The organism is Pseudomonas sp. Pseusp88, assembly GCF_047303955.1.
Classification (GTDB): Bacteria; Pseudomonadota; Gammaproteobacteria; order Pseudomonadales; family Pseudomonadaceae; genus Aquipseudomonas.
Map to the genome: position 1 here is coordinate 17,640 of NZ_JBGLYM010000006.1, position 20,285 is coordinate 37,924.

Sequence of the window (20,285 nt, forward strand, 5' to 3'; positions counted from 1 at the left end):
TCAGGCGGCGCGACGCCCACCGACACGTACTTCGAGTTGGCCGATACCGGCAATGCCTGCGGTGATCACGTCACCGCTTTGCAGCGAATCCACACCCGGCGGCGTCCCGGTCATGATCAGGTCGCCGGGCAGTAATTGAATGGAACAAGACAGGCGGCTGACAATCTCGGCCACTGTCCATATCTGGCTTTCCAGGTTCGAGCGCTGGCGCTCCACGCCGTTGACGCTCAGCCAAAGCGCGCCCTGGTTGGGATGCCCCAACTCGCTGGCCGGGCGGATCGGCGTAATCGGTGCCGAACCGTCAAAGGCCTTGGCCGCTTCCCATGGCTGGCCGACAGCCTTGGCGGCCATTTGCAGGTCGCGGCGGGTCATGTCCAGGCCAGCAGCGTAGCCAAAGACGTGCCCCAGTGCCTGGGCCTCGTCGATCGCGAAGCCGCCCTTGCCGATGGCGACCACCAGTTCGATTTCATGGCAGAACTGTTCGGTCTGCGACGGAAACTCCAGCTCGCCGACGGCATCGATCACCGCTGTGGCGGGCTTCATGAAAAACGCCGGCATTTCCCGCGGCGCATTCTGCGAATCGCCCCAGTGGTAGTTGCGCCCCAGGCAGAACACCCGGGCGACCGGAAAGCGCGCGGTGCTGTTTTCCACTGGCAGGCTGCGCACGTGCCCAGGTTCAAATACGTAATCAATCATGTTCATTCCTCGGGCGAGTCCAGTCGTCAGTGGTCAGCCTACGGGATCGGCGACGGGCAAAGTTGGACAACGCGGTGTTCAAATTGGAGTAAAAACGGCCAATTGCAGAGAAGAAAAAGGCGTACTTGCGTACGCCGTTGCCCATAAGGGGAGGGCATAAGGTCTCACTTGCTTACAACGGATCTGTTACTAAGACTTCAACTCGATGCGGTAGATCTTGCCCAACAGCAGCGAGTAGGACAGGGTGCCGATCGCCGCCACGCCGCCGATAAACCAGAAGGCGTAGGCAAAGGTCCCCGTGACATGCAGGATCTGGCCGATGACGATGGGCGTCACGATCCCGCCGATGTTGGCCGCCAGGCTGGTAATGCCGCCGGTCAGGCCGATCAGCTCCTTCGGCGCGATTTCCGACACCGCCGCCCATGAGGACGAGGCGATACCCTGGGCGAAGAAGGCGATGGTCAGCAGGGCGATGCACAGCTCGTTGGAGTCTGTGAAGTTGACCAGCATGATCGACATGCCCAGTGCCGAACCCACTACCAGTGGCAGCTTGCGCGAGATCGACAGGGAGAAGCCGCGACGGATCATCCAGTCCGCAATCACCCCGGCCAACAGCACGCCGACGGTGGCGCCAATGAACGGCAGGATGGCGAAGATACCCACCTTGACCATGGTCAGATGGCGTTCCTCGATCAGGTAAGTCGGGAACCAGGTCAGGAAGAAATACAGGGCCGAGGTGCTGGCGAACTTGCCCAGGCAGATGGCCCAGATCTGCCGATATTTCATCAGCTCGACGATCTGTGCCCACTTGAACTTGTTTTTGTCCTTGCTGGCCTTGACCAGTGCACCGCCGTCCTCGATGTAGGCCAGCTCTTCCTTGCTGACTTTCTTGCAGAACATCGGGTCGCGGTAGACGTACAGCCAGATGATGCCGAACACCACGCCGACGATACCGGTGCTGTAGAACACATGGCGCCAGTCGTAGGTCGTGGCCAGCCACAGCAGTGCACCGGTGAAGAGCGCCGTACCCAGGTACTGGCCGCACACATAGATACTGCTGGCGGTGCCGCGTTCCTTGGCCGGGAACCACACCGTCACGGCGCGGCTGTTGGCCGGGAAGGCCGGAGCTTCCATGGCACCGATGGCCAGGCGCAGGCCGAACAGCGAAGCGAAGCCGCCGGCAAAACCTTGGCACACTGTGACCGCCGACCAGGAGATCAGCGAAGCACCGTAAGTGAAGCGCGAACCGAAACGGTCGGCAATGAAGCCTGCTGGTACCAGGGCGAAAGCGTAGGTCCAGGCGAAGGCGGAGAAGATCAGACCCATTTCCACTTTATCCAGACCAAGGTCCTTGGCCATGAACGGAGCGGCGATGGAGATGTTCACACGGTCTACATAGTTGATGATGGTGGCGATCAACAACAGCGAGAGCATGAACCAGCGGCGACGGGAAGGCAGACGAGCCGGTGCTGCTGCCGCGGGTGCGGCGACACGGGCGTCGATAGCCTGAATGTCAGGATTCGACATGGGTGTTTCCTCATTGTTTTTATTGGTGTCGGAGAAGCCCCTTAAAGTTATCGTACGACCACGCAAATACAACCGAGCGCTTAGAACGTTTTTGGATTTCAAGCCGGGTGCGTTGATATTTGTCCAAGAAATCTGCGGCGCGCCGGGCGACGTAGAAAATACAGAGAAACAGACGAAAGCTTTGTCTTAGAGCCTTTGTAATGTGACAGAAAGAATATTTTTTCTTGGACACCCCCAGACGGTGGCGTAAAGATGTTTTCACGCAAAATGTCGTCTGACATGTGACAAGATTGGCCGCCGCTAGAGACTTATTGACGCGCTTGCGAGGCAAGCGCATCAGATAGCCAGTCATCGACGCGGTGGCTATTCGAACAAGAGGTCCCGAGATGGATTTAGCAATTCAAGTGCCGACCTATGGCATGCAACAGCGCAGCGAGCGCCCCGATTTCTATATCCGTGACAAGCACGCGCGTAGTGCCGAAACCGGGCCGCATCGTCATGAGTATTTCCAGATCCAGGTCAACCTCGGCGGCGATACGGTGCAGCATATCGGCGGCGTGGTACGGCCATTTCCGCGCAACGCCCTGGCCTTCATTCTGCCGCATAAACTGCACTTGATTCCGCACCCGGAGGACGGCAATTTCCTGCTGATCAACTTCGCCCAGACCTTCCTCATGCCGCAGTTGCAGTGCGACCCCCTGGACCTGGAAGACGTGCCCATTGCCCTGGCGCCGGAGCTGTCGCCGTTTCGTTTTCAGGAGAGTCTGGATTTCATTCTCGATCAGGCTGACTTCGCCGAAATCGAGACCTTGCTGATGCGCATGCGCAAGCTTGATCAACAACGCCAGTTCGGTACGCGAGAGATTCTCAAGGGTTGCCTGCTGCAGCTGATTGGCACCGTCTGCGAGCGCTTTGCCGAGCAGATCAAGGTCCTGGCCGACGACAATGCCGCCGAACGCAGCCGCCGCGACGCTTTGGCGCGGATGTCGGAATACGTGCGCAAGAACCTCAGTGATCCGGACCTGAGCCTGAAAAAAGCCGCTTCCGCCGCCTTTCTCTCGCCCAACTACCTGACCCATTGGCTGCGCAAGGAAGTGGGCAAGACCTTTAGCGAGCTGGTACTGGAGCGACGCATGCACCTGGCCCGCACCCTGCTGCTCAACGACACCAAACCTGTAGGCGAAATCGCCCGGCTATGCGGTTTTGCCGACGAAGCCTACTTTTCCCGACGCTTCCGCAACGCCCACGGCATGCCGCCGGGGCAGTTTCGCAAGCAGCGGGATGTGTAGACGTCGCGCTATCGCTCAGCAAACACGGGGAAGGGTGGAAGCGAATCTGTGGGAGCGAATCCATTCGCGAAAGCTTTATTCCGGACGCCGCCAATGCATTGGATGTACTGGCCCCTTCGCGAATGAATCCCACAGATCCGACGATATGCACGCGCTACTGTGGGAGCGAATTCATTCGCGAAGAGGCCGTTACATACATCCACATATTTATCGCTGCAGATACCGCTTTCGCGAATGAATTCGCTCCCACAGGGGCAGGGCGGGTTCAGTCAGTTAATGCCGCGCCTCGACCTGGGTCAATGAGCGGTCAAGCAAGGCTTTAAGCCCTTGCCCCAGATGCACGACCGAAAACGCCAGGTCGCGTTTCGGCCCGCTGTCCTGGTCGGCGGATTCGTAGGCGACGGCCAACAGGCAACGCAGCATATCGCAGGCCTGGGTGAGGTTTTGTTCGAGGGTTTCTGGGGGATCGGGGACTAGTGTGGACATCGCATTATTTCTCTAAATGGGCCACTCGCTTATCGGTCTCAAGGACAAGCAAGGTGGCGGCTGTGTGCGGGTTGAGACCCGAGAGAAATAAGCAAAGCTCGGCCAGACCGAAGTCTGCCCGCAACAGCCGCCATAGAAGGCTTGCGCTGCGAATTTCTAAAACCGGGGTCTCAATCCCGACCACTGCTTTCAGTGGCGGGGCGCAGACTAGTCGTGGAAATTCACAGGCACAATGCGGTCGGGATTGTTTAGGAAACTTCACTCAAGAGAAAGAGACGCGTCCTGCAAATTCGTCACATTTGATGTGGTGCAGACACTATTTCAAGCACCTCAGCGGGACTGTCGAGCGACAGGGCGGGTACCTATACGCTCGGCTCCAGCCGCACTATCTCGGCCACAAAATCAATAAACGCGCGCACCTTCGCCGGTGGCAGATGCCGTGAAGGGTAGAGCGCGTAGAGATAAAAACTTTCCCCGGTCCATTGCGTCAGCAGCTCGACCAACTGCCCGCTGGCGATCAGGTCTTCGACGCCACTGGCCTTGACCCTGGCGATACCGGCACCGGCCAGGCAGGCGCCGATCAGGGTGCCGGATTCGTTGACCAACAGGCGGCTGCTGGTCTTGACCGGTGTCACCTGGCCAGACAAGCCGTATTCCCATTCCAGCGGCAGGCCGGTCATGGCGCTTCTCATCTGGATGCAGGCGTGATGGATCAGGTCTGCTGGCGCCTGGGGCGTGCCGTATTTTTTCAGATAGGCGGGGGAGGCTACGGTGGTGGTGCGGGTTTCCAGCAGTTTGCGCGCGACCAGGGACGAAGAGGGCGGCTGGCCGAAGCGCACGGCGATATCAAAGCCTTCGGCGACCAGATCGCCCAATTGCTCGCGCACAATCAGTTCCAGGGAAATTTCCGGGTAACGGTCGAGAAAAGTCGCCAAATGCGGTGCGATCATGCGTCGCGAGAAGTAGGCATCGACATTGACCCGCAAGCGCCCGCGCACCGCAGTAGAGGCCCCCGAGGCCATATTCACCGCATCGCCGATGCCGGAGATCAACGGGCTGATCTCGCCATACAAGCGTCGGCCCTCGTCCGTCAGCGTCACCGAACGGGTGGTGCGATCGAACAGGCGCACGCCAATGCTCGCTTCCAGCCGCCCTACCGCACGGCTGACCCCGGAAGGCGACATGCTCAGGGCTTCGGCGGCCCGGGCAAAGCTGCCGCTATGAACAATGGCGGCCAGGACGCTGATATTGGCCAACAGGCGACCGTCGAAACTCATGATGCACTCGTGCGTAAAAGTCATTAAGCATGTGAGTCGATAGGCATTCTGTCAACGATTCCGGCGCCCTATCCTTGATTCCTGTCTCTTTTCCAGCCAACAGGAATCACAGCATGTATGTCATTACGGGGATTACCGGCAAAGTCGGCGGTGCGGTCGCGCGGGCGTTGCTCAGCAATGGGCAAACTGTTCGCGCCGTGGTGCGCGACCCGGTCAAGGCTGCGGCCTGGCAGGCGTTGGGCTGCGAGGTGGCCATTGCCCAGATGGAAGACGCCCAGGCCCTGACCGAGGCGTTCAAGGGGGCGACCGGGGTATTTATCCTGCCGCCATCGGAGTTCGATCCGGCGCCGGGTTTCCCGGAGGCGCGGATGGTGATCGACGCCGTGACCCAGGCCATTGCGGCTGCCCGGCCACAGAAAGTGGTGTGTATTTCCACCATCGGCGCCCAGGCCACGCAAAGCAATCTGCTGACCCAGCGTACCCTGATGGAAGAGGCCTTGCGCACACTGCCGGTGCCGGTGACCTTCCTGCGGCCGGGCTGGTTCATGGAAAACGCCGCCTTCGACCTGGCCAGCGTCCTGGAGCACGGGGTTGTCCACAGCTTCCTGCAACCGCTGGATAAAACCGTCCCGATGATCGCCACCGACGATGTAGGCCGTTGCGCTGCCAACCTGTTGCAGCAGCAGTGGCAAGGTGAACGGGTGGTCGAACTGGAAGGCCAGCAGGTCTCACCGAATGACATTGCCCGCACCTTCGCCGAGATCCTTGGCAAACCCGTGCGCGTTGAAGCCGTGCCCCGTGACGGCTGGGAAGCCTTGTTCCGCAGCCAGGGCGCACAGAACCCCTTGCCGCGCGCGCGGATGATCGACGGTTTCAATGAGGGCTGGATCTGCTTTGAGGGCGATGAGGCGCAGCGGGCCAGGGGCGAGATTCGGTTGGAGACGGTATTACGAGGGTTGGTGGGCGACGCAAGAATTTGAATTGCATTGAGATTTACATGCAGGAGCCGCCTCCGCTGGCGATTGAGTACGAAGCACTCGACATGGGGTCTGCAAGCGCTGCGCACTCGATCACCAGCACACCGGCCCCCACGGTCTTGGGTAGACAATGCCATGGAGCCTGCCTATGAATCTGGATTTCGAATGGCTGTTGCTGTTGGCCGTAGCCGTTCTGGGTATGGCGAAGGTAGCGGCATGGCGTCGAGTGGGCATTCCCGGCGTGAGCTTTCTGGCCGATATGTTCCCGCTGATTCTGGTGGTTTTCCTGATCCGGGCCTTTGTCGTGGAGCCGTTCAGGATTCCCTCGGACTCCATGCTGCCGACCCTGGAATCCGGCGATTTTATTCTGGTGAACAAGTTTCTCTATGGTCTGCGTCTGCCACTGTCCGGGCTGAAGCTGCTGAATGTCGAAAGTCCGGAACGCGGCGATGTATTTGTTTTCCGATACCCACAGGAGCCGAGTATTCACTACATAAAGCGTATTGTTGGACTGCCCGGCGATACGGTTTCCTACGAGGACAATCAGCTGGCTATCAATGGTGTAAAAGTTCCTGAAACAGTGGTTGCCAGCCCTTTCGACAGCGCATTCCTGCATCGATTCCATGAGCAGCTCGGTGCCGGCAGCCATGACATCTACGTCGACCCGGACGGCCGACAAAGCTATCGGCCCATCTGGGCGTTTGATCATCTGCACAACTGCAGTTACCGGGTTGGCGCAGTCAGCTGCCGTGTTCCCGAAGGCTATTACTTTGGGATGGGCGACAACCGCGACAACAGCGCTGACAGCCGCTACTGGGGTTTCGTGCCGGCGGCCAATATCGAGGGCAAAGCCTTTCTGGTCTGGCTGAATGTACTGAAACCCGGGCGCATCGGCCTCATTCATTAACGTCAAGGGTAGGTTGAACATGAACACGTTAATCTCGAAAAACCTGACCATCCCGCGCCTGGGTTTCGGCACGTTCCGCATGCCGGGCGATGAGTGCAAGGCTGTGGTCGAGAGCGCCATTGAGGTGGGTTACCGGCATATCGATACCGCCGCAATGTATGACAACGAAGCTGCCGTCGGCCGGGGCATACAGGCTTCAGGCGTGCCTCGGGACGAGCTGTTCGTCACGACCAAGGTCTGGCATGACCAGCTTGAGCCGGCGGCGATCAGCAAGGCTTTGGACGTCAGCCTGGGCAAGCTGGCGATGGAGTACGTCGACCTGTTCATGGTCCATTGGCCGTCGCCGTCGATGAATATCGAGGCAATCATGAACACGCTGGTGTCCCTGCGCGATAGCGGGCGGGTCCGCGGTATTGGCGTGTGCAATTTCAATCTGTCGATGCTGCGCGAAGCCATCGATCAGTTCGGTGCGCCCATTGCGGCGGTACAGGTCGAGTACCACCCCTTTCTCGACCAGAGCCGTCTGCTCGACTACCTGCGCAGCAAGGACATCCCGCTGGTGGCCTATGCACCGCTGGCTCAGGGCCGCGCGGCGAATGATCCAGTGCTGACGCAGATCGGCAACAAGCACGGGGTCACCGCTGCGCAAATTGCCCTGGCCTGGCTGCTTGATCAACCGGGCGTCATTGCGATCCCCAAGGCCCGGCACGCCGAGCGCCAGCGCTCGAATTTCGCCGCCCAGGGCATCGTGCTCGATGACGAAGATCGCCGGGCCATTGCCGCCTTGCCCAAGGATCAGCGTTTTGTGCAGCCGCCGTTTGCACCGGACTGGAGTGCCTGAGCGACGAGCTGTCGGCTGGCAGCCAACTCAAGGCACAATAAGCGCTCATGCGCGAAGTGAGTCGGGGTTGTGATGTCAGCCGGATTAATGCCACTCAACCAGCCGCGAACGGTCCTGTTCGTGGCCTATCCCGATATGGGGCTGCTTGACCTCACTGGCGCGCAGACGGTGTTCTGGGCCGCCAACAAGGCCATGGCCGAGCGCGGCGTGCCCGGTTACGAGCGGCTGACGGCCAGTATTGCCGGCGGCTTGGTGCGCACTGCCGAAGGCCTGGTGGTGGAGACCGAGGCGCTTTCGCAGATTGCCATGGCCGACGTCGATACCCTGATCGTACCGGGGGCGCCGGAAATTTTGCGGGCACTGGCCAATGCCACGGGCTTGATCGAGTGGATCGCCGCCGAGTCCGGCAAGCTGCGGCGCACCGCGTCGGTGTGCAGCGGTGCCTTTCTGCTGGCCCAGGCGGGGCTGCTCAATGGGTGTCGCGCCGCCACTCACTGGGCCATGTGCGACATGCTGCGCGAGCGCTTTCCGCAGGTGGAGGTCGATCAGGATGCGATCTTCATTCAGCAGAAGCAGGACCGGGTCTGGACCTCGGCCGGGGTCACTGCCGGCATCGATCTGGCCCTGGCATTGGTCGAGGCCGACTGCGGGCGCGAGGTGGCCATGCAGGTGGCCCGGGAGCTGGTGGTGTTCATGAAGCGGCCGGGCGGGCAGGCGCAGTTCAGCGAGACCCTGCTGTCGCAGACCCGGGACGATGACACCTTCGATGAGTTGCATGGCTGGCTGCTGGAGAACCTCAACCGCGACGATCTGAATGTCGAGAACCTGGCTGCCAGGGCGCGCATGAGCCCGCGCAACTTCACCCGAGTCTATAAGCAGAAAACCGGGCGCACCCCGGCCAAGGCCGTGGAAGTCCTGCGCCTTGAAGCGGCGCGGCGGCTGCTGGAAGACTCCGAGCGCAATATCGACCAGATTGCCGTGGTGTGCGGCTTCGGTGATGAGGAGCGCATGCGCGTAACCTTCCAGCGCAACCTGTCGATTTCCCCTCGGGAATACCGTGCCCGTTTCTGCCGTTAAGCAGCTCCCAGGCTTGGCGCAATTTCAGGGTTTTATGTCGTATCGCCCGGCCCGGCGCGCTCCTACTATCCGCTGACGATTATTCGGCAGCAGATAAATGGAGCAAGACATGAAGCAACATATCCTGGTGGTTGGCGCAGGCTTCGGTGGCGTCTGGAGTGCCTTGAGTGCCGCGCGCCTGTTGGACATGCATGGTCGTAGCGATGTGCAGATCAGCGTGCTTGCTCCCCAGGCCGAGCTGCGTATTCGCCCGCGCTTCTACGAGCCGGATGTCCACCAGATGAAAGCGCCACTGGGCGAGTTGTTTGCCGCCACGGGCATCACCTTCATTGCAGGGACGGCAGACAAGATCGACACGCAGGGCAAGCGCGTCGAGTACAGCGCGGGCCAAGGCGTACATTCGTGGCTGAACTATGACCGCCTGGTGCTGGCCACCGGCAGCCGGGTCATGCGCCCACCGCTGGAGGGCGTAGAGCATGCATTTGATGTGGACCAGATCGAGTCCGCGACGCTTCTTGAGACGCATATCAAGGGGTTGGCGCAGCAGCCGCACTCCGAAGCGCGCAACACCGTGGTGGTCTGCGGTGGCGGTTTTACCGGTATCGAAACAGCAACGCAAATGCCCGCACGTCTGCGGGCCGCGCTGGGTGCTGACGCCAAGGTCAACGTCATCGTTATTGATCGCGGCCCGGAAATCGGTGCGGCTTTCGGTGCCGGTATCAGCCCGTCGATTGCCCAGGCCAGTGCCGAACTGGGGATCGAGTGGTGTCTGAATGCGTCGGTAGCCGCAGTAGACGCCAACGGCGTCACCCTGGCCGACGGCCGCCGCATCGAGGCCAAGACGGTGATCTGGACCGTGGGCTTCCGTGCCAGCCCGCTCACCGAGCAGATCGCCAGCGAGCGTGATCCTTTGGGACGTCTCTATACCGACGCCAATCTCAAGGTCCTGGGCCAGGACGATATTTACGCCGCGGGCGATGTGGCCTATGCCGCCACCGACGACGCAGGCAATGTCGCGGCAATGTCCTGCCAGCATGCGATTTCCCTCGGGCGCCATGCCGGCAATAACGTCGCTGCCGATCTGCTGGGTGTGTCGGCCAAGGCCTACAGCCAGCCCAAGTACGTTACCTGCCTGGATCTGGGCGAGTGGGGCGCCGTATACACCGAAGGCTGGGATCGTCAGTTGAAACTGGTCAAAGCTGAAGCCAAAGAGCTGAAGACCAATATCAACACGGTCTGGATCTATCCGCCTGCGGCTGATCGCGCGACGGCATTGGCGGCAGCCGATCCGTTGATTCCGGTGGCATGATTCTCAACTTGCGGGCCTGACAACGGCCATGGGGGGGGCGTAATCTCGGCGCCGGCACAAGCCGTCCGGGAAACGCCCCTCCATGAATATGCCCACGTTGATCTATTGCACGCTGCTTGCCGCTGCGCTGGTGGCGGCACCGGCTGCTGCCTATGAAAGCGAAAACGCTATCCCCCTGGCGTTCGGCCTGGAGACGGGCGCAGCGGCGGAGCAGGGCTTGAGTATCAGGCTCGACGGGCGCGATATCAGCATTTCGACCCGCCTGACGAACAATACCGAGATCGCGCAGAAAGTCGGCTGGTACGCCAGCACCCCGCACTTCGGTGTGCTCGGTGAGGGTGAAGAATACGCGGACAAGTCCTTTGCCGATATCACTGCGCGCTTCAACGGGCAGCCGAGCAAGGCGGCGGTCTATCGCCGTGGCTATTTCATGGGCCGGGATATCACGTCCGAGTTGGCCAGGGCGGGGTTGGGGCCGCTGCCGGATTTCCAGGTCGACAGCAAACGCCTGACCGTACAGGGCCTGCATCCCGAGCAGTGGCAAGGTTACGTCGCCTATATCTGGCACGAGAGCTTGTCGCCGGGGGCCTCGGGCAACATCAATGTGAGCTATCGCGCACTGCCGTTCTTCGCCTTGGTGAGCCTCGACTCGGCGCCTTTCAATCAGACCGTGCAGCAGCACTGCGGTGATCCCGAAGCCGTCCGCCAACGCTTGCGCCAGGCGGCGGGGGCGATCACCGAAGTGATGGTGGAAAGCTACGAGGTGCCGGTGAATTTCATGCTGATGCGCGATGTACCGGTGGAGATCGTTCAGCCGCCGCGCAACTGGCAGGACGCTCAGCCTGTGGTGTCGTTGCTGTGTGGGCTGAGCAACGAGGGGTTGCAGGCATCTCTGTCGGGTAGCGTGGCCAACGCCAATCTGAGCTTGTCGGTGCTGGTGATTTCCGCGTTGGCTGACGCGCAGGTGCAGCGATGAAGGCCGTTGGTTTTCTGCTGGCAGGCCTGTTGTCGGCGCAGGCGGCGGTGGCAGAGGTCATGCCCTTTGATTACCGGTTGGGCACTACGACAGTGACGGAGGACGGTGAGCAGATCCTGATCCATGCATCGCCGCCGATCAGCATCGCCATCCTGCCGGGCGGGCGGAATTGGCCGATTTTGTCGCTGGGCGAGGACGGACGCGTTTATGCCGGTGCCAAAGTGCTCGATGCGGCGACGGGGCAACTGCTGACGCAGAGCGATGCGACTCTGCTGCTGCCCCATGGCGTCGAGGTTACGACCCTGGCCGATGGCTATCGCTTGCGGCGTGGCGGGCGGCAGTGTGATCTGTCGTTGCCGCAGTTGCACCTCGGTCCCGGCAAGACCGCACTGCAAACCCTGCAGGATAACAACCTGGTGCTGACGGCCAGCGCAACCGGCCTGCTGGCATTGGTCACGCAGTTCGGTACGGATGGTCAGGGCGATAATTATCTGCTCGAAAGCATTGATATGCACGGGTGCAAGGTGACGGTCGGCAAGAACCTGGGCAATCCGGATCTGCTGGTCGAGCTGGGGCATTCTGCCAAGGGCGGCTGGTGGCTGACCGGGTCCATCGAGCAGACGCTATTGCGCTCCAGCGATGGTCGGCAATGGCATCCGCTGAAGTTGCCTGCAGGGTTGTCTTCGCTGATCAGCAGCTATGTGGTCGACCAGGACGAAATCTGGCTGGCCGCGATTCTGCCGGACGATACGCCCAGTCCTTATCTGTTGGTGTATTCGGGGGATGGCGGGCGGCACTGGCGCAATCTGGTTGAGAATGACCCGCTACTGGCCAAGGTTCCGGCGGCCTGGCTGGAAGGCCAGAAGCGCCGGGTGGCGCAGCCTTGAATTGATTATTGAGGTGGGATGCTATTCGTGGGACCGGCTTGGCCGGAAAAGGCCGGTACAGCCGCTGCGTTTTCTTGACCATCAAGGACGCCTTCCCGGCTAAAGCCGGCCCCACTGCAAGACTGCATTTTCCCGTTCGTAGGTACGTTACAGACCCAGCTCCGAAAGCCCCGGATGATCATCCGGCCGACGGCCAAGGGGCCAGTGGTATTTGCGCTCGGATTCCTTGATCGGCATGTCGTTGATGCAGGCGAAGCGGTTGGCCATCAGCCCGTTCTCGTCGAACTCCCAGTTCTCGTTGCCGTAGGAACGGAACCAGTTACCCGAGTCGTCGTGCCATTCGTAGGCATAACGCACAGCGATGCGGTTGTCGGTGAAGGCCCAGAGTTCCTTGATCAGGCGGTAATCCAGCTCCCTGGCCCACTTGCGCGTCAGAAAACCCTTGGCTTCTTCGCGGTTGTTGGCGAACTCGGCGCGGTTGCGCCATTTGGTGTCCAGCGTATAGGCCAGGGACACCTTTTCCGGGTCGCGGCCGTTCCAGCCGTCTTCGGCCAGGCGCACCTTGAGGATGGCTGATTCGCGGGTGAAAGGTGGCAGCGGTGGGCGGGTTGCAGGAGCGGACGTCATGGCAGCGATACCTCGGGCAGGAAAGGTCATGGGTGTTTGGCAACAGCGTTTTGCAACAGCATTCGGGCAACCTCGCGAGCACTGTCGGCGGCGCTGTAGTCGCCCATTACGCGGGCCAGGGTGATGGCACCGTCGATCAGGATCAGCAGATGTTTGGCCAGAGCCTCGGGGTCCGTCGCGGGCAGTTGTCGGCACAGTTGCAGGCAGTAATCGAGCAGCTTCTGTTTATGTTCCTTGGCCACCAGGCGCACCGGGTCGGCCGGGTCGCCGATCTCACCGGCGGTGTTGATAAAGGCACAGCCGTGGAAGCCTTCGGACTCGAACCAGCCCTTGAGCACGCAGAACATATTGAGAATGCGACCCTCGACCGTTTCGGCCTTGTCGGACTCGCTGCGAAACCAGTTCATCCAGCGGATATCCCGGGCGCTCAAGGCCTGGGCGGCGATGTCTTCCTTGGTGGCGAAGTAGCGGTAGATGCTCTTGCGCGCCACCCCTGACGTGCGCACCAGCAGGTCCATGCCCATGGCGTGAATGCCATTGCTATAGATCAGTTGTTCGGCGGTGGCGAGCACCTTGGCTTGTACGGGAGAGGTCGATGTCTTGTTCATGGCGTGAAAGGTAGAACGATCGTTCTACCTCGTCAAGCAATTCTTGCGCTGATTTGTGGGAGATCCCGCCCCGACTACGACGCCGCACTGTCACGCAGCAAACACTAACCGAGGCAGGGAGCAAATCTTGTGGGAGCGAATTCATTCGCGAAGAGGCCGGCACATTCGACGCATCTGCATCGCCTGGAACACCGCCTTCGCGAATGAATTCGCTCCCACAGGTAGGGATATTTACAACTTGAACCGCGCCATCTGCGAGGCCAGGTGCTCGGCCTTGGCCGACAGTTGCAGGCAGTCCTGACGGCAGTTTTGTACGTCCTGGACGGTGGACTGGGCCAGGTCGGCGATGCCCTGGACGTTGCAGTTGATCTCTTCGGTCACGGTACTTTGCTGTTCGGTGGCGGCGGCGACCTGGTGGTTACGGTCGGTCAGTTCCTCGACGTGCCCGGCAATGGCGTCCAGAGAATCTCCGGTGCGGCGACTGGCTTCCACGCCCGTGCCGGTGGCGGCTTGGCCGCTGCGCATGGAGCTCACCGCCTGATCGGCGCCGTTCTTCAATTCGCCCATCATCTGCTGGATTTCCGTGGTCGCGCTCTGGGTACGGCCGGCCAGAGTGCGTACTTCATCGGCGACCACGGCAAAGCCGCGGCCCATCTCCCCGGCGCGGGCGGCTTCGATGGCGGCGTTGAGGGCCAGCAGGTTGGTCTGCTCGGAGATGCTGCGAATCACCGACAGCACCTGATCGATGGTAGCGATCTGTGTGGCCAGGTTTTCCACCGCCCCGGCGGCGCTGCCGACACTGTCGGACATGCCCTGGATATGCCCGATCGACTGGCCGACTACCTGCTTGGCCGAGAGCGCTTCCTTGTGGGTATTACGTGATACATCGGCAGCCGCCCCGGCATTACGGGCGATTTCCTGCACGGTCAGGCCCATTTCATGGACGGCGGTGGCGACCATATCGGTCATCTGTTGTTGCTGGATCGCCCGGGCCGAGGTGCTGTCGACCACCCGCGTCACATCCACCACGCTATGGCGCAACTGTTCGCTGGTTTGCAGGGCGTCGCCGATCAGCAGGCGCAGGCTGGCGATAAAGCGGTTGAAGCCCCGGGCCAGGTCGCCCAGTTCGTTTTCCCGATGATCGTCCAGACGGCGGGTCAGGTCGCCTTCGCCACCGCCGATATCGATCAGCGCGTTGGTCACTTGGCGGATCGGCCGCACGATGCCCCGGGCCATCCACACCACAAAGCCGAGAAACACCAGTACCACCGCCAGACTGATCGCCGAGATCAGGGTCAGGGCCTGCTTGGCCGGGCCGTAGACTTCGTCCAATGGCACTTCGCTGACCAGGGTCCAGCCCAGGGACTGCACGGGGCTTGCCACGGCGACGTAGGCTTCGCCGTTGCGCATGAACTCCTGAGCGCTACCGGCGCTGCCGTGGTTCAGCAGGGTCTTGGCGGTGTCTGCGCCGACCAGTTGTTCGAGGGTCTGCTTGTCATTGAAATCGGCATTGGGGTGCACCTTGATCCTGCCATCGGCGCTGACCAGATAGACCTGGCCCTGCTTGCCGAAATGGAAGTCGCGGACCATCTGCGACAACGCCGTCATGCTGAAACCCAGGCCCGCAACCCCGACCACGTTGCCGTTGTGCTCGATGCGCTGGTTGATGAACAGGGTCGGCACCTTGGTGCTCTTGTCGATATCAATCTCCAGCGAGCGGGCCTTGCCGCTGTCCAGGAATGAGTAGAACCAGGCGTTCTCCGCCGCGCCGCGCTGCAAGGTGCGGTCCACGCCCTTGTTGGTGAAGTAATGGCCGCTGTCCCTGGCGACGATGAATGTGGTGAGTGCGTTGTGCTGTTGCTGGATTTTCGCCAGGTAGCGAATGAACGCCGGTTGCTGCGCTGCATCTTCGCCGCTGCCCAGCCATTCGCCGACCAGGGTGTTATCGGCGATATCGCTGGCGGCGGTCAGGGGCGCGGCCAGCAGTCGTTCCAGATCATTCCGGATGGCCTCGACGCTGGCGGGCATGGCCTGTTGCAGCAGGTAACGGTCGGTGAGTTTGTTCAGGGCGAAGGCATAGATCGCAATCACGATCAGGCTGCTGATCAGCAAGGCCGCACCCATGCTCAGGGAAAGTTGCCACTGAATACTTTTTCGCCACACAGGCATAGGAAACTCCACGGAAAGCTTGCGCTAACACAACCACGGTTAAAGGGGACTGAAGCCTTTCAGCAATAAGCAGGCCATAAAACTGTTCAAGTGGTCAGCTTTATGTGCTTCTGAGGTGTGCGGGCCTTGTTATAGAAGGCTTGAACCGTTTGGCGGATTTAGCCCAGGGGTAAAGCGGCACATCGAGATGCGCCCGTTTTGGGGCAAATGGCCATCTTGTAAGGGCGAGGCTTGCCCGCGAAGGGACGTGGGGTAATGCCTGTTCCTGCCAGACACTAATCGGCCGTCTGAATTGAAACGCGATGCCTGTAGGAGCTGCCGAAGGCTGCGAAGGCGGTGTATCAGGTCGGCCCATTCGCAGCCTTGGGCAGCTCCTACAGACAGCCCGATGCCAGCGACACCGGGGGGGCAGTTCCCACACACAGCTGCGACCAATAGCGAACTTGGCGAGCAAATAAAGATCAGTTCCTGTGGACCGTTTTTTTGATGGCCCCTGATGAAGGAGGACCCGCGTGTTTTCGAACTTCAAGTCTCTAGTGCTGCTCTGCGTATTGTTCGCCGCAGGCAGCTGCAACCTTCAGGCGGCCGATGCCCCGGCCGCAACTGCACCCGCTGCAGCCGCTCCCGCACCCGCCGCCGCGGCGCCTGCTCCGGCACCGGCTGCTGAACCGGCCACCGCTGCGGCCCCGGCCAAACCGGAAATCCTCGTCCAGGGCGGCCTGCTCGGGGCGATCAGTTCCGGTATCGATACGGTGCAGGATAATCTCGACCTCAATGGCAATGTCATCGATACCTGGCGTCTGCGTGCCGATCTCGCTGCCGATGAGTTGGGCAATCTGGTCAATAAGCCAAGCAAGCGCTCACCCTGGGGCGTCGTTGGGGATTTTATCGCGCTGTCGGTGGTATGGATCGGCGCCTTTGCCGTTCTCACGACCCTGGGCCACTTGCTGGTGCGTCGGGTAAGCCGTCGGCCCTGGATGGTCAAGCATCCGCGTGTGCAGGCCCTGTTGAGCTACCTGCTGCCGTACACCCTGCCAGCGCTGATCAGCCTGCCGTTGACGCTGTATGTGAGCCATTTTCTGCCGACTTCCATCGGGCGCGCCCTGGCCCTGTGCTTTGCCTACGCCACCAGCAGCGGCATCGTTTCCACTTCGGTGCTACTGTGCGTGATCGTGATGTTCAACTACGGTCACAAGCGAGCCGCCGTCGGCATGATCCGCCGTTATGCGCCAAGGCCGCTGTTCATGGTGGGCTTTCTTGCGGCGTTGAGCGATGCCCTGACCAGCCCGCAGATCTCCCGCCAGTTGGGCGATAACGTCACCACCAGTGCCGGGGTTTTCGCCGGATTGTTTGCTTCGGTGCTGTTCTGCCTGCTGATCATCAAGGTGCGCCGACCCATTGCCCATCTGATCCGCAACCGTTCCCTGAGTACCCGTCTGCGCCGTCCGGCCCTGCAGGAGTCGCTGAAAGTCTTTTCCAGCCTATGGCATTTGCCGATCCTGCTGATGATTCTGGTGTCGGCGGTGCACCTGATCGGCGCCGGGGAGGACAGCCAGAAGGCGCTGCGCTGCGCCTTGCTGACCACCGTACTGCTGATCAGTACGGTGTTTCTCAGCACGGTGTTCCAACATCTATTCAAGCCGACGGATCAGGCCGAGCGTCACGGCAATATCTACAAGACCCGCCTGCTGGATCTGTTGTACGCGCTCCTGCGCATCGTCCTGGCCCTGTCCTTTATCGAAATTCTCGGGCGTATCTGGGGGTTTTCGCTGTTCGAGTTTGCCCGGCGCAATACCGTGGGCCGGGTCATCAGCGATTCGCTCAGCAGCATCGGCCTGATCCTGTTGGTCACCTGGCTGCTGTGGGTGGTGCTGGACACGGCGATTCAGCAGGCGCTCAAACCTCCCGCCAGCAGCCGCTCGGCGCGCCAGCCGAGCACGCGGACCAAGACCATCCTGCCGCTGTTGCGCAATGCGATCAAAATCGTCCTTGTCGTGATTTGCGCCATTACCACCATGGCCAACCTGGGGATCAACGTCGCGCCGTTGCTGGCCGGTGCCGGGGTGGTCGGCCTGGCCATCGGTTTCGGCTCGCAACAACTGGTGCAGGACGTAATCACCGGCCTGTTCATCATCATCGAGGATACCTTCTCGGTGGGCGACTGGGTGGTGCTCAGCACCGGCCACTCCGGCACGGTGGAGAGCCTGACTATCCGCACCGTGCGCCTGCGCGACGGCAAGGGCTTCGTGCATTCGGTGCCGTTCGGTCAAATCAAGGCGGTGACCAACCAGTCCAGGCAGTTCGCCTATGCCTTTTTCTCGGTGCAGTTCACCTATGACTCGGATATCGACTCGGCCCTGTCACTGATCCGAGAGACCGGCAACTCCATTACCGAGGACCTGTTGCTCAAGGGCAACCTGCAAGGGCCGCTGGAGGTGTTCGGCGTCGACCGCATGGATCTCAACGGCGTGGTACTGACCGCGCAGTTCCGCACCTCTTCGGGCGGGCAATACAGTGTGGGAAGAGCCTTTAATGAACGTCTTAAAAAGCTTGTGGATAAGTCAGACGATGTACGGTTCGCCCAGACTTATCCACAGACCGTGCTCAGCCCCTACGGTGGGCCGGGCGTCCAGCCACCCCCTGCGATCGAAGGTCCGCCGGTGCCGCCCGCGAGTAGTGGGGCGGCAACGGTTGGGGGTTAAGCCTTGACGTGTTATGTTTGCAGGCGTTTTTCACCTTGAATTCCGGACCGAGCCTGCTGACTCTATGCGAATGCGCCTTATGCTGTTGGGCGGCGGGAATGCCCTCGGGCAGGCGCTGATTCGCCTGGGTGCCGAGGAAGACATTGGCTTCCTCGCACCGCGTCCGCCGCAAGACGGCTGGGACGCTGCGAGTCTGACGCAACTGCTTGATGACACCCGCCCCGATGCACTGATCAACCTTGCCTACTATTTCGACTGGTTCCAGGCCGAAACAGTGAGCGAGACCCGTCTGGCCAGCCAGGAGCGCTCAGTCGAGCGTCTGGCCGAGCTGTGCCAGCACCACAATATTGTCCTCGTGCAGCCGTCCAGCTACCGCGTGTTCGATGGCTCCCGCGCCACCGCCTACAGCGAGAAGGACGAGCCGGTGCCCCTCGGGCTGCGTGGTCAGGCGCTGTGGCGGATCGAGCAAAGCGTGCGCGCGGCCTGCCCGCAACACGTGCTGCTGCGTTTCGGCTGGTTGCTTGATGACAGCGCCGATGGCGTGCTGGGTCGTTTCCTGACCCGTGCCGAATCCCCCGATGAGCTGCTGCTGGCCGATGACCGCCGGGGCAACCCGACGCCCGTCGACGATGCCGCGCGGGTAATCATTTCCGTGCTCAAGCAACTGGACTGTGCCGCGCCGCTGTGGGGCACCTACCACTATGCGGGGCACGAAGCGACCACGCCGCTGGCGCTGGGGCAGGCGATTCTGACCGAAGCCCGGGCCTTGCATCCGCTGGCCCTGGAAGCCCCGACGGCCCAGGCCCATGCCGCGTTCGCCGATGCTGCTGAAGAACCGCAGCACGCCGTCCTGGCCTGCAAGAAAATTCTCCACACTTTCGGCATCAAACCGCGCGCCTGGCGTGCGGGGTTGCCCAGCTTATTGGATCGTTACTACCGACATGTCTAACGCCCCTGTTTTGATTACCGGCGGTGCCGGTTTCATTGGCTCTCACCTGGTTGATGCGCTGCTTGCCAAAGGCTACGCCGTGCGCGTGCTCGACGATCTGTCCACCGGCAAACGCAGCAACCTGCCGCTGGACAATCCCAACGTCGAGCTGATCGTTGGCGATGTCGCTGATGCGGCTCTGGTCGCCCGCGCTGCCGAAGGCTGCCAGGCCGTAGCCCATCTGGCGGCGGTGGCGTCGGTGCAGGCGTCGGTGGATGACCCGGTCAAGACCCACCAGAGCAACTTCATCGGCACCTTGAATGTCTGCGAAGCCATGCGTCAGGCTGGCGCCAAGCGTGTGATCTATGCCTCCAGCGCGGCGGTGTACGGCAACAACGGTGAAGGTGAGGCGATCAGCGAAGACACGCCCAAGGCGCCGCTGACGCCCTACGCTTCGGACAAACTGTCGGGCGAGCACTACCTGAACTTCTACCGTCGCCAGCACGCGCTGGAGCCGGTGATTTTCCGCTTCTTCAATATTTTCGGCCCACGTCAGGATCCATCGTCGCCGTACTCCGGCGTGATCAGCATCTTCGCCGAACGTGCTGAAAAAGGCGTGCCGATTGCCGTATTCGGTGATGGCGAGCAGACCCGCGACTTCTTCTACGTCGGCGATCTGGTCAAGCTGCTGGTGCAGGCGCTGGAATTGCCGGTGGCACCGGAAGACGCGATCAATGTCGGCCTGAACAAGACTACCTCGCTCAACCAGTTGCTCAAGGCCCTGTCTGACGTGATCGGTCAGTTGCCTCCAGTCAGCTACCAGGCCGCCCGCCCAGGCGATATCCGCCATTCACGGGCCAATAATGCGCGTCTGTGCCAATTGCTGGTGCTTGAAGAGCCGACGCCGTTGGTGGAAGGTCTGGCGCGTTTGTTGGGGCGCTGACGGCGATTTTGTGGGAGCGAATTCATTCGCGAAAGCGTTGTTCCAGGCGGTAAAGATGC

18 protein-coding genes and 1 pseudogene are annotated in these 20,285 nt (G+C 61.2%); 11 read left to right on the forward strand and 8 right to left on the reverse strand.

Annotated elements, in window-relative coordinates; all coding sequences use genetic code 11:
- On the reverse strand, window positions 1-702 hold the full coding sequence (locus ACCD02_RS09995) for a fumarylacetoacetate hydrolase family protein (RefSeq protein WP_413300892.1): 702 nt from the start codon (window positions 700-702) through the stop codon (window positions 1-3).
- Window positions 703-885: 183 nt separating this feature from the next.
- Window positions 886-2,223 (reverse strand): MFS transporter, encoded by a 1,338-nt coding sequence (locus ACCD02_RS10000; RefSeq protein ID WP_413300894.1) that lies wholly within the window; start codon window positions 2,221-2,223, stop codon window positions 886-888.
- 386 nt (window positions 2,224-2,609) lie between these two features.
- Here ACCD02_RS10000 and ACCD02_RS10005 point away from each other — a divergent pair, with 386 nt between their 5' ends.
- Window positions 2,610-3,512, forward strand: a complete 903-nt coding sequence (locus ACCD02_RS10005; RefSeq protein WP_413300896.1) for a helix-turn-helix transcriptional regulator — start codon at window positions 2,610-2,612, stop codon at window positions 3,510-3,512.
- A gap of 273 nt (window positions 3,513-3,785) precedes the next feature.
- Here ACCD02_RS10005 and ACCD02_RS10010 read toward each other — a convergent pair whose 3' ends face one another.
- Together ACCD02_RS10010 and ACCD02_RS10015 are read right to left on the reverse strand one after the other, a co-directional pair.
- Window positions 3,786-3,998 carry a DUF6124 family protein gene (locus ACCD02_RS10010; protein WP_413300898.1) on the reverse strand — a complete coding sequence of 71 codons (213 nt, stop codon included), beginning with the start codon at window positions 3,996-3,998 and terminating at the stop codon, window positions 3,786-3,788.
- A gap of 362 nt (window positions 3,999-4,360) precedes the next feature.
- Window positions 4,361-5,275, reverse strand: coding sequence for a LysR family transcriptional regulator (locus tag ACCD02_RS10015; protein WP_413300900.1), 915 nt, complete (start codon window positions 5,273-5,275; stop codon window positions 4,361-4,363).
- A 113-nt stretch (window positions 5,276-5,388) separates the two neighbouring features.
- Between ACCD02_RS10015 and ACCD02_RS10020 the strand changes: the two genes are divergently transcribed.
- The 7 genes from ACCD02_RS10020 to ACCD02_RS10050 all read left to right on the forward strand — a co-directional run bounded on the left by ACCD02_RS10020 (window position 5,389) and on the right by ACCD02_RS10050 (window position 12,249).
- Window positions 5,389-6,255 (forward strand): NmrA family NAD(P)-binding protein, encoded by an 867-nt coding sequence (locus ACCD02_RS10020; RefSeq protein WP_413300902.1) that lies wholly within the window; start codon window positions 5,389-5,391, stop codon window positions 6,253-6,255.
- Between the two features lie 145 nt (window positions 6,256-6,400).
- Complete coding sequence (gene lepB, locus ACCD02_RS10025) at window positions 6,401-7,159, forward strand: signal peptidase I (RefSeq protein ID WP_413300904.1); 759 nt, start codon at window positions 6,401-6,403, stop codon at window positions 7,157-7,159.
- 19 nt (window positions 7,160-7,178) lie between these two features.
- Entirely contained in the window at window positions 7,179-8,000 is an 822-nt protein-coding gene (locus tag ACCD02_RS10030) for an aldo/keto reductase (protein ID WP_413300906.1), read from the forward strand.
- A gap of 72 nt (window positions 8,001-8,072) precedes the next feature.
- Window positions 8,073-9,077: a GlxA family transcriptional regulator gene (locus tag ACCD02_RS10035; protein ID WP_413300908.1), complete on the forward strand. Its 1,005-nt coding sequence runs from the start codon at window positions 8,073-8,075 to the stop codon at window positions 9,075-9,077.
- A 109-nt stretch (window positions 9,078-9,186) separates the two neighbouring features.
- Window positions 9,187-10,386: an NAD(P)/FAD-dependent oxidoreductase gene (locus ACCD02_RS10040; protein ID WP_413300910.1), complete on the forward strand. Its 1,200-nt coding sequence runs from the start codon at window positions 9,187-9,189 to the stop codon at window positions 10,384-10,386.
- Window positions 10,387-10,468: 82 nt separating this feature from the next.
- Window positions 10,469-11,362 carry a hypothetical protein gene (locus tag ACCD02_RS10045; RefSeq protein ID WP_413300912.1) on the forward strand — a complete coding sequence of 298 codons (894 nt, stop codon included), beginning with the start codon at window positions 10,469-10,471 and terminating at the stop codon, window positions 11,360-11,362.
- On the forward strand, window positions 11,359-12,249 hold the full coding sequence (locus tag ACCD02_RS10050) for a hypothetical protein (protein WP_413300914.1): 891 nt from the start codon (window positions 11,359-11,361) through the stop codon (window positions 12,247-12,249). Before ACCD02_RS10045 ends, ACCD02_RS10050 begins: the two co-directional genes overlap by 4 nt.
- A gap of 147 nt (window positions 12,250-12,396) precedes the next feature.
- Here the strand turns inward: ACCD02_RS10050 and ACCD02_RS10055 are convergent, their stop codons facing one another.
- The 4 genes and pseudogenes from ACCD02_RS10055 to ACCD02_RS10070 all read right to left on the reverse strand — a co-directional run.
- Window positions 12,397-12,876, reverse strand: coding sequence for a DUF1348 family protein (locus ACCD02_RS10055; RefSeq protein WP_413300916.1), 480 nt, complete (start codon window positions 12,874-12,876; stop codon window positions 12,397-12,399).
- 26 nt (window positions 12,877-12,902) lie between these two features.
- The gene (locus ACCD02_RS10060; protein WP_413300918.1) at window positions 12,903-13,484 is read right to left on the reverse strand and encodes a TetR/AcrR family transcriptional regulator; all 582 of its coding nucleotides are present in this window, start codon (window positions 13,482-13,484) and stop codon (window positions 12,903-12,905) included.
- 231 nt (window positions 13,485-13,715) lie between these two features.
- Complete coding sequence (locus tag ACCD02_RS10065; RefSeq protein ID WP_413301349.1) at window positions 13,716-14,453, reverse strand: methyl-accepting chemotaxis protein; 738 nt, start codon at window positions 14,451-14,453, stop codon at window positions 13,716-13,718.
- A gap of 120 nt (window positions 14,454-14,573) precedes the next feature.
- Window positions 14,574-15,653, reverse strand: a pseudogene (locus tag ACCD02_RS10070) (cache domain-containing protein); the annotation flags it as partial.
- Between the two features lie 512 nt (window positions 15,654-16,165).
- Between ACCD02_RS10070 and ACCD02_RS10075 the strand changes: the two are divergent.
- The 3 genes from ACCD02_RS10075 (at window position 16,166) to ACCD02_RS10085 (ending at window position 20,226) form a co-directional block, all read left to right on the forward strand.
- Window positions 16,166-18,355, forward strand: coding sequence for a mechanosensitive ion channel family protein (locus ACCD02_RS10075; protein ID WP_413300920.1), 2,190 nt, complete (start codon window positions 16,166-16,168; stop codon window positions 18,353-18,355).
- A gap of 64 nt (window positions 18,356-18,419) precedes the next feature.
- The gene (locus tag ACCD02_RS10080) at window positions 18,420-19,304 is read left to right on the forward strand and encodes a sugar nucleotide-binding protein (RefSeq protein WP_413300922.1); all 885 of its coding nucleotides are present in this window, start codon (window positions 18,420-18,422) and stop codon (window positions 19,302-19,304) included.
- On the forward strand, window positions 19,297-20,226 hold the full coding sequence (locus ACCD02_RS10085; protein ID WP_413300924.1) for an NAD-dependent epimerase/dehydratase family protein: 930 nt from the start codon (window positions 19,297-19,299) through the stop codon (window positions 20,224-20,226). The genes ACCD02_RS10080 and ACCD02_RS10085 overlap by 8 nt, the downstream gene beginning before the upstream one ends.
- Window positions 20,227-20,285: the final 59 nt, after the last annotated feature.

Excerpts from the sequence above, each read along its gene's own strand:
- ACCD02_RS10020 (WP_413300902.1), top strand. The coding sequence starts at position 5,389 with ATGTATGTCATTACGGGGATTACCGGCAAAGTCGGCGGTGCGGTCGCG.
- ACCD02_RS10060 (WP_413300918.1), bottom strand. The coding sequence starts at position 13,484 with ATGAACAAGACATCGACCTCTCCCGTACAAGCCAAGGTGCTCGCCACC.
- ACCD02_RS10040 (WP_413300910.1), top strand. The coding sequence starts at position 9,187 with ATGAAGCAACATATCCTGGTGGTTGGCGCAGGCTTCGGTGGCGTCTGG.
- ACCD02_RS10050 (WP_413300914.1), top strand. The coding sequence starts at position 11,359 with ATGAAGGCCGTTGGTTTTCTGCTGGCAGGCCTGTTGTCGGCGCAGGCG.
- ACCD02_RS09995 (WP_413300892.1), bottom strand. The coding sequence starts at position 702 with ATGAACATGATTGATTACGTATTTGAACCTGGGCACGTGCGCAGCCTG.
- ACCD02_RS10080 (WP_413300922.1), top strand. The coding sequence starts at position 18,420 with ATGCGAATGCGCCTTATGCTGTTGGGCGGCGGGAATGCCCTCGGGCAG.
- ACCD02_RS10005 (WP_413300896.1), top strand. The coding sequence starts at position 2,610 with ATGGATTTAGCAATTCAAGTGCCGACCTATGGCATGCAACAGCGCAGC.
- ACCD02_RS10000 (WP_413300894.1), bottom strand. The coding sequence starts at position 2,223 with ATGTCGAATCCTGACATTCAGGCTATCGACGCCCGTGTCGCCGCACCC.
- ACCD02_RS10055 (WP_413300916.1), bottom strand. The coding sequence starts at position 12,876 with ATGACGTCCGCTCCTGCAACCCGCCCACCGCTGCCACCTTTCACCCGC.
- ACCD02_RS10085 (WP_413300924.1), top strand. The coding sequence starts at position 19,297 with ATGTCTAACGCCCCTGTTTTGATTACCGGCGGTGCCGGTTTCATTGGC.
- lepB (WP_413300904.1), top strand. The coding sequence starts at position 6,401 with ATGAATCTGGATTTCGAATGGCTGTTGCTGTTGGCCGTAGCCGTTCTG.
- ACCD02_RS10010 (WP_413300898.1), bottom strand. The coding sequence starts at position 3,998 with ATGTCCACACTAGTCCCCGATCCCCCAGAAACCCTCGAACAAAACCTC.
- ACCD02_RS10030 (WP_413300906.1), top strand. The coding sequence starts at position 7,179 with ATGAACACGTTAATCTCGAAAAACCTGACCATCCCGCGCCTGGGTTTC.
- ACCD02_RS10035 (WP_413300908.1), top strand. The coding sequence starts at position 8,073 with ATGTCAGCCGGATTAATGCCACTCAACCAGCCGCGAACGGTCCTGTTC.
- ACCD02_RS10065 (WP_413301349.1), bottom strand. The coding sequence starts at position 14,453 with ATGACCGATATGGTCGCCACCGCCGTCCATGAAATGGGCCTGACCGTG.
- ACCD02_RS10045 (WP_413300912.1), top strand. The coding sequence starts at position 10,469 with ATGAATATGCCCACGTTGATCTATTGCACGCTGCTTGCCGCTGCGCTG.
- ACCD02_RS10015 (WP_413300900.1), bottom strand. The coding sequence starts at position 5,275 with ATGAGTTTCGACGGTCGCCTGTTGGCCAATATCAGCGTCCTGGCCGCC.